The sequence below is a fragment of the Veillonella sp. KGMB01456 genome (assembly GCF_023051165.1).
In the GTDB taxonomy this organism is placed as follows: domain Bacteria; phylum Bacillota; class Negativicutes; order Veillonellales; family Veillonellaceae; genus Veillonella_A.
Genome location: NZ_JALKIG010000086.1, coordinates 1 through 1,167 on the forward strand (window position 1 = coordinate 1; position 1,167 = coordinate 1,167).

Below are 1,167 nucleotides of genomic sequence, written 5' to 3' on the forward strand. Positions count from 1 at the left end.
GGTTCATAGTATAATCAAATGCGACAAATAAATAAGACACAATATTGTTCCTGTGTTAGAATATTTTCACCACAAAAATTTCGCAAAGGAACGATATCATGTCTTACGATTATTCTAACACACAAAAAAGAACTTTCAAACATCTTACGCCAATTCAACGGGGCAAAATTGAAGCACTTCTTAAGCAAAAGGTTTCAGTGGCTGCTATTGCCATTGAATTGAAGGTACATCGTTCTACTATCTATCGCGAGATAAAACGCGGTACTGTAGAACAATTAGATTCTAATTTAAAGAAACACACAAAGTATTTCGCTGAAACAGGCCAAATAGTTTATGAAAAGAACCGGATTAACTCAAGACCACCATTGAAGTTACTTAATGCATACGATTTTGTCAGCTATGCCGATAACCTGATGTTAAAGCATTTGTGGTCTCCTAATATGGTTTGTGGTCGAGCAAAACTTGAAGGTATCTTTTCAAAGATGGTTTGTGCTAAGACTCTATACAACTATATTGATCAGGGGCTTTTAAAAACCAAAAACATAGATCTTGCTAATCGTGTATCACGTAAAACAAAGCAAATCAGAGTACGCAACAATCGAAAAGTCCTTGGGAAAAGCATCGAAATGCGCGATATAACGCGTGAAGAATTTGGACACTGGGAAATAGATACCGTAATTGGTAAACGAGGCGCTGAACCGGTTTTACTCACCTTAGATGAACGTAAAACACGAAAACGTCATATAATTAAAATCGCTAGCAAGACAAGCGAAGCTGTAAGAGCTGGTCTCCAACAAATTATAGCTAGTTATGGTGATTTAGGTCCTAGCGTCTTTAAAACGATTACATCTGATAACGGTAATGAGTTTTCTGCTTTAACCCTAGATTTTCCTACAATTGATGTGTATTACTGTCATCCATATGCTTCGTTTGAACGCGGCACTAATGAAAAGCACAACTCACTTATTAGACGTTTTATCCCTAAAGGAAGGTCTATGAATAGCTATTCTCCCGAAGCCATTGAACACATTGAAAATTGGATTAACGATTTACCTAGAGAGATATTTGGCTTTGTTACAGCTAAAGAAAAATTTACACAGGAACTAGAATTATTAAACATATAAATTCGTGATTAAAATTTTGTCGCATTTGATATTGCAATTAGCA

The 1,167-nt window shown here is 35.7% G+C and carries 1 protein-coding gene; it reads left to right on the forward strand.

What is annotated here, in order from left to right; translation table 11 throughout:
• The first annotated feature begins 98 nt into the window (after positions 1–98).
• Positions 99–1,124 (forward strand): IS30 family transposase, encoded by a 1,026-nt coding sequence (locus MXE28_RS11405; protein WP_021840187.1) that lies wholly within the window; start codon positions 99–101, stop codon positions 1,122–1,124.
• The last annotated feature ends 43 nt before the right edge of the window (positions 1,125–1,167 follow it).